This window comes from Kitasatospora putterlickiae (assembly GCF_039527695.1).
GTDB lineage: Bacteria > Actinomycetota > Actinomycetes > Streptomycetales > Streptomycetaceae > Kitasatospora > Kitasatospora putterlickiae.
In genome coordinates this window covers 5,995-11,916 of the sequence record NZ_BAAAKJ010000158.1, presented here as the reverse complement: position 1 = coordinate 11,916, position 5,922 = coordinate 5,995, and the positions used below count along the sequence as shown (strand labels likewise).

At 77.6% G+C, this 5,922-nt stretch carries 6 protein-coding genes; all 6 read left to right on the top strand.

Annotation, left to right across the window (positions count from 1 at the left end):
- A partial coding sequence (locus tag ABD308_RS16475; RefSeq protein ID WP_425554784.1) for a 3-dehydroquinate synthase family protein occupies positions 1-792 on the top strand: 792 nt, incomplete at its 5' end.
- A 1,457-nt stretch (positions 793-2,249) separates the two neighbouring features.
- Positions 2,250-2,753 (top strand): hypothetical protein, encoded by a 504-nt coding sequence (locus ABD308_RS16470; RefSeq protein WP_344334211.1) that lies wholly within the window; start codon positions 2,250-2,252, stop codon positions 2,751-2,753.
- Positions 2,750-3,160, top strand: a complete 411-nt coding sequence (locus tag ABD308_RS16465; RefSeq protein WP_344334209.1) for a pirin family protein — start codon at positions 2,750-2,752, stop codon at positions 3,158-3,160. The genes ABD308_RS16470 and ABD308_RS16465 overlap by 4 nt, the downstream gene beginning before the upstream one ends.
- On the top strand, positions 3,157-4,395 hold the full coding sequence (locus ABD308_RS16460; RefSeq protein WP_344334207.1) for a zinc-dependent alcohol dehydrogenase: 1,239 nt from the start codon (positions 3,157-3,159) through the stop codon (positions 4,393-4,395). Before ABD308_RS16465 ends, ABD308_RS16460 begins: the two co-directional genes overlap by 4 nt.
- Positions 4,392-5,252 (top strand): cupin domain-containing protein, encoded by an 861-nt coding sequence (locus ABD308_RS16455; RefSeq protein WP_344334205.1) that lies wholly within the window; start codon positions 4,392-4,394, stop codon positions 5,250-5,252. The genes ABD308_RS16460 and ABD308_RS16455 overlap by 4 nt, the downstream gene beginning before the upstream one ends.
- The coding region (locus ABD308_RS16450) for an SDR family NAD(P)-dependent oxidoreductase (RefSeq protein ID WP_344334203.1) at positions 5,249-5,922 on the top strand (674 nt) is incomplete at its 3' end. The genes ABD308_RS16455 and ABD308_RS16450, both read left to right, overlap by 4 nt.

Below are 5,922 nucleotides of genomic sequence, written 5' to 3'. Positions count from 1 at the left end.
GTCGTCGCCGTCGGCGGCGAGCAGGCCTGCGGGCTCCCGGCGGAGGTTCGGGTTCCCACCGACCTGGCCGCCGCGTGCGGGCCCGCGCTGGCCCTGCACCGTCCCGTCCCGGTCGCGCTGGTCTGGGTGCGGGCCGACCTGCTCGCCGCCCGCCCCGCCGTGTGGACGCGCGCCGGGATGGTCGCGGTGGTCCGGCACGTGCTCGCCGTCTGCCCGGCCCAGTACCCGATGCTCGCCGCCCTGCTCCGCCCCGACGCCCGGTACGACGCGCCGACGCTCACCGCTCTGCTCGCCCTGTGCGCCGACGCGCGGGCCGCCCTGGTCTGCTTCGACCCCGACGAGACCGGCCCCGCGCTGGCCCTCACCTACGGCCGGAGCCTCGCCGACGCCCTGCGGGCCGTCGCCGGCCCCGCCCTCGCCCCCGGCGACGCCGAGGCCCTGGGCCTGCTGCTCGCCGCCCGGCTGGCGGTGCGCCTGGGCCTGGCGGCCCGCGCCACCGGCTGGGCCCACCGGGAACTCCTGGCCCGCAACGGCTCGGCGACCACCCTCCCCGGCGGCGTGGACCTCGACCGGCTGACCGCCGCACTCGCGGCCACGGCCGGGTCCGGGCTGTTGCTGCTGGCCGAGCCCGGCCGCCCGTACTGCGCCGACGGCAGGTTGCTGACGCGGATGGACGCCGCAGTGCTGCGGGCCGCCCTGGAAGGCCTGGCCGACCTCGCCGGGGCGGGCGTCCCACGCAGCCGGTCGGCCAGTGCTCCTGCGGTCCCGGCCGCCTGCCCGGGTGCGTGGTGAGACGGCGGGGCTGTGGTCGGGTCTGGGTTGTTGCTGCTGGCTGAGCCCGGCCGCCTGCGCTGGGCCCGCTGATGGCAGGGGGGCTGTGGCGGAGGGCTTGCCGGCCTCGTCGGGGCACGGAGGTCCCACGTGGCCGGTCGGCCGGTGCTCCTGCGGTCCCGGCCGCCTGCCCGGGTGCGTGGTGAGACGGCGGGGTCGTGGTCGGGTCTGGGTTGTTGCTGTGGCAGGGGGGCTGTGGCGGAGGGCGTGGTCGACCTGGCGAGGGTGGGCGTCCCGGTCCGTCGGTTGGCGGGTGTTCCTGTGGGCCCGGGCCGGATGCGGGTTGGCTGGTTCCTGCGTTGGTGGCCTTGGCCGGGTCTGCGCTGCTGCTCCTGGCTGAGTCCGGCCGCCTGCGCTGGGCCCGCTGATGGCAGGGGGGCTGTGGCGGAGGGCTTGCCGGCCTCGTCGGGGCACGGAGGTCCCACGTGGCCGGTCGGCCGGTGCTCCGGTGGCCCCGGGCCGGACGTGGGTTGGCTGGTTCCCGCGTTGGCGGCCTTGGTCGGGTCCGCGCTGCTGCTCCCGGCTGCGACCGGCCGCGCGCCCGGGGCCGATTGCTGTGGCCGGTGAAGGGCCGCCGGACGGGGGCTCGGGCGTGCGGTGAGGGGCAGGGAGCAGGGCGGACGAGGTCGGCTTTATCGCCGTGCTCGCCGCCATGGCCGGGCCCGGGCGCTGCGCCGACGGCAGGTTGCTGAGGCCGTTGGACAGCGCGGTGCTGGGGCCTGGCCGGCCTCGTCGGGGCGCGGGCGTCCCACGTGGCCGGTCGGTGGGTGCTCCTGTGGTCCCGGGCCGGATGTGGGTTGGCTGGTTCCCGCGTTGGTTTTGGCCTTGGTCGGGTCTGGGTTGTTGCTGCTGGCTGAGCCCGGCCGCCCGCCCTGCGTCCAGGACAGGTTGCTGAGGCGAGTGAAGGGCGCCGGCCGGGGGCTCGGGTGTGCGGTGAGGCGGCGCGGCCCCAGGGCGGACGGGGCCGGGTTGATCGCCGTGCTCGCCGCCATGGCCGGGTCCGCGCTGTTGCTCCCGGCTGCGCCCGGCCGCCCACGCTGCGTCCAGGGCCGGCTGTGGCTGGTGAAGGGCCGCCGGATGTTGATCGCCGTGCTCGCGGCCACGGCCAGGACCGGCCCGGGCTGCTCCTGGCTGGGCCCGGCCGCCCGGCCCTACGCCGGTGGGCAGCGTGGTGCGGGGGCGGGGGTGGAGGGCTTGGGCGACCTCGCGGGTCCGGCGCGGCCCGTAGCCGGGCCGCTGTCCCGAGGCCGCCGGAGCCCCTGCGGTTCCGGCGGCCTGGCCGGGCCCGGGTGGGGGTCGGGAACGGGTCGGGAGCAGGACGGGACCGGGTTCCCGTGCGGCCGGGACGGTAGGCGGCACACCGTGGAGGACAGAAACGGCCCAGCACGGACCGCCGGACACCAGAAGGAGTTCCCGTCATGACGGGCACCGTCATCACCGACCTCCGCCGACGCGGAGCCGTCGACCCCAGCCGGGTGCTGACCGGGCCGCTGCGCGCCGTCGGACTCCAGTGGCTCGACCCGGGCCGCAGCGTCGAGGTCACCGCCGAGGGCGTCGAACGCGCCCTGTACATCACGGCGGGCTCCGGCACCGCCACGGTGCCGGGGGCCGAGACCGGGTCCGAGGCCGGAGGCGAGGAATCGACGGCCGCCGACTCCGGGATCCCCCTGGTCGAGGGCACCGCCGTGACCCTGCCGCTCGGCGCGCACACCGTGCTCACGGCCGGCACCGCCGGTCTGGAGTTCTTCCACGCGGTGCTCGCCGTCGCCGGCCACCCGGGCCGGGCCCTCGCCCACCCGGCGGCGGAACGGCCGGGCACCGAACGGCCGGGCACCGAGCGACCGGACGCCGAACACCCCGAGACCGACCACCCGGACCACCCCGACACCCCTCCGAGTCAGAAGGGAGGCGAGTCACGGTGATCGTCACCACCGCGACGGCCTCGGCCGCCGTCATCCTCGGCCCGAACGGCGAGCGCGTGCGACTGCGCTGCCTGGCGCGCCGCTCCATGCTCGCCAGTGCCTGCGAGAGTTTCGACCACCTGCGGCTCAGCCCCGGCGCCCACCACGCGATGCCGGGGCGGCCCGAGGGCGAGACCGTCCTGTTCGTGGTGCGCGGGTCCCTGCTCGTCGGCCAGAGCCTCGACGAGCCGGACCACCTGGCCGTCGACGGCGATCTGCTGCTGGCGACCCGGGGCCGTGCGCTGCTCCTGGAGGCCGGCCCGCTGGGCGCCGAGGTGCTCTGCCTCGCCCTGGCCGCGCCCCGCCGCACCACCGCGACCAGGCACTCCCTGGCCCGGAGGCGCGCCGAACGACGGAGCCGGCCGTGAGCGGCCCCACCCAGGCCGTCGACGCCGTCGCGGCCCGCACCGAGACCCGCACCGAGGCCCCCGCCACCACGGCGGGGGCCGACCGTTCGGCGGCCGACCGGACAGCGCCCGACCGTCCAGCGGCCGGTGCCACCATGGCGGCGCTGCGGTTCGATGCGCCGCACCGGGTCGCCCTCGCCCGGGTGCCCCGGCCGGTGGCGCCGGGGCCGGACGCGGTCACCGTGCGCACCTCCCTGGTCGGCCTCTGCGGCACCGACCTCGAACTCCTCCACGGCACCGCCGCCTACCTGCGCGACGGGCGGGCCCGCTACCCGCTCGTCCCGGGACACGAATGGTGCGGAACGGTCGCCGAAGTCGGCCGTGACGTCACCGAGTTCGTGCCCGGCGACCGCGTGGTGGGGCACACCATGGTGCACTGCGGCCTGTGCCGGATGTGCCGGCGCGGACGCCGCCCGCTGTGCGAACGCCTCACCGAGGTCGGCCTCTACGGCCGTCAGGGCGCCGCCGCCGAGTACGTGGTGCTGCCGGAGCGCTCGCTGTCCCGGATCCCCGGCCAGGTGCCGGACCGGGCCGCCGTGCTGGTCGAACCGGCGGTCACCGTGGTGGCCGGGTTCGAGCGGGCCCGCTGCCGCCTCGGCGACCGGGTGGTCGTCCTCGGCACCGGCACGATCGGGCTGCTCGCCGTCCAACTCGCCGCCCGCCTGGGCGAGTCGGTGGACGCGGTGGGCATCGACCCGGCCGGACGGCGGCTCGCGCTGCACTGCGGCGCGCGCCGCGCCCTGAGCCCCGAGCAGGTCCGCGCGGAGGGGGCCGCCAGGTACTCGCTCGCGGTCGAGGCCTCGGGCGCCGTCCAGGCGTTCGCGCTCGGCCTGGACCTGCTGGAGCCGGGCGGCCGGCTCGCTGTGATCGGCGTGGCCGGCGGCCCCTGCCCAGGCTTCGACCCCGGACAACTCGCCCTGCGAGGGCTGGAGTTGATCGGGATCCGGCACGGCCTGGACCACTACGACCGCACCCTGCGGCTGTTCCGTGACGGCGTGCTGACCGCCGAGCCGCTGATCGCCGCCGTGCTGCCGCCCTCCGCCGGACCGGAGGCCTTCCGGATGCTGGCGGGCGGCCGCAGCGGCCCGCCCAAGGTGCTCCTCGACTTCGGCCGCGCCGACGATCCGGCGCCCGCCCGGCCCGCCGGGGCCCCATCCGTCAAACCCGTCATCGAGACCCAAGGAGATCCCGCGTGATCCTCGTACCCGCCGCCGTTCCCCGTACGGCCCCCGCGTTCCGACGGCTGATCGACCCCCAGCACCTGCCGTCCGCGCACGGCGGGCTGACCGTCGAGACCCTTCCGCCGGGTGTCCGCGTCGAGCACAGCCCCTCCCGGGTGGGTGAATCCGTGACGCTGGTGCTCTCCGGCGGGATCCGCTCGTTCGGGCGCGTGCTCGGCCCGGGCGAGGGGCTCTACCACCCGCCCGGCAGCTCCTGCGGACTCACCGCGCTCCCCGGCGCGCCCGCCGCCGTGCTGACCGTCCGGCCCCTCGCGGTGCCCGGCGACCGGCCCGCGCAGCGCCCTTACCCCGTCCCGCTCGCCCCGCCGAGGCCCGGTCTCCGGTTTCCCGGCGACCCCCCGGATCCGCCGGACCCGCCCGCCCTGGCGGTGCCCGCCGCGCGCAGCGGCGACGCCGCCACCGGCGACACCGACACCGACACCACGCGCGATCCCGGTTCCACCGCCGCGCCGATCGCCGGTTCGGCCGGCATGGCGGTGCGCTGGCTGGCCACCGACGAGACGGTCGGCGCCCACCGGCTCACCGTCGCCGCCTCGGAGTTCGGCGCCGGCGGCAGCCACGACCTGCACCGGCACCCGCACGCCGACGAGTTCTTCCTCGTCCTCTCCGGCGGCGGCACCCACCTCACGGAGAGCACCGGGGTGCCGGTCCGCGCCGGGGACCTGGTGTTCGTCCCGGCCGGCGAGTGGCACGGCTTCCGCACCGGCCCGGGCGGCCCGACCGCCGCCCTCTACGGCTACCTGGGCGCACCGAGCCTCGCCCTGGCCGGCTACCAGGTCCGCCCGGCCACCGTGCCGGAGGTGAACCGATGAGCATCCCGGGGCCGCACGACCAGCACCCCGACGGCGCCGCCCCGCCCGGCACGGTGGCGGTCGTCACCGGTGCCAGCTCCGGCATCGGCCGGGCCGTCGCGATCGCCCTCGCCCGGGCCGGGCACGCGGTGGCGATCGGCTACCGCACCGACCGCGCCGCCGCCCGCCGGACGGCCGAACTGGCCGGCGGGCGGACCGTGCTGCTGCCGCTCGACCTCGCCGACCCGGCCGCCGCCGCCCGCGCCGTGCACAGCGCCGCCGAACAGCTCGGCGGGATCGACATCCTGGTCAACTCCGCCGGGATCAACCGCCGTTCACCCGTCCTGGAGGAGAACCTGGACGACTGGCAGCGGATCCTCGCGGTGGACCTCACCGGACCGTTCGCCTGCGCCCAGGCCGCCGCCCGCCGGATGGTCGGCCAGGGGCGCGGCGGGCGGATCGTCAACGTCACCTCCGTCCACGAGTTCACCCCGATCCTGGGCGGCTCCGCCTACTGCGCGGCCAAGGGCGCGCTGGGCGGGCTCACCCGGGTGATGGCCCTGGAGCTGGCGCCGTACGGGATCACCGTGAACGCGGTCAGCCCCGGCGAGACCGCCACCCGGATGAACGGGGTGCTCGACGACCGCGACCTCAGCGCACACGCCCGGCCCGCCATCCCGGTGGGCCGGGC

Bases quoted from the DNA above. Each gene is read 5' to 3' on its own strand.
- ABD308_RS16470 (WP_344334211.1), top strand. From the start codon at position 2,250: ATGACGGGCACCGTCATCACCGACCTCCGCCGACGCGGAGCCGTCGAC.